General features: G+C 79.4%; 1 protein-coding gene. It reads left to right on the top strand.

Going from position 1 to position 441, the window contains the following annotated elements; all coding sequences use genetic code 11:
• Nucleotides 1–400, top strand: a 400-nt coding sequence (locus AC2CHG_RS31765) for a class I SAM-dependent methyltransferase (protein ID WP_484526246.1), incomplete at its 5' end; no start/stop codon positions are given.
• Nucleotides 401–441 lie beyond the last annotated feature (41 nt).

Below are 441 nucleotides of genomic sequence, written 5' to 3' on the forward strand. Positions count from 1 at the left end.
GGGCGCCCCGGTCCCGGTGACCGTCGCCGCCGGTCTCGCCGAGGCGCTGCCGGTCGCCGACGGCGCCGCCGACGCGGTGGTGCTGTCGCTCGTACTCTGCTCGGTGCCGGACCAGGCGGTCGCGCTGCGCGAGGCGCGGCGGGTGCTGCGGCCCGGCGGCGAACTGCGCTTCTACGAACACGTGGTGGCGCAAACGCCCGGCCTGCGCCGGGCCCAGCGCCTGGCCGACGCCACGCTCTGGCCGCTGTTCTGCGCCGGATGCCACACCGCCCGGGACACGGTCGCCGCGATCCGGGCCGCCGGGTTCACGGTGACCGAACTGGACCGGTTCCGCTTCCCGCCGACCGGGCTGCCGGCGCCGGCCTCGCCGCACGTGCTCGGAACCGCGATCCGGGCCTGACCCCGGGCCGGGCCGGGCTCGCGCTCCGGCCGGGCCCGGCC

This window comes from Micromonospora sp. ATLC20, assembly GCF_057196585.1.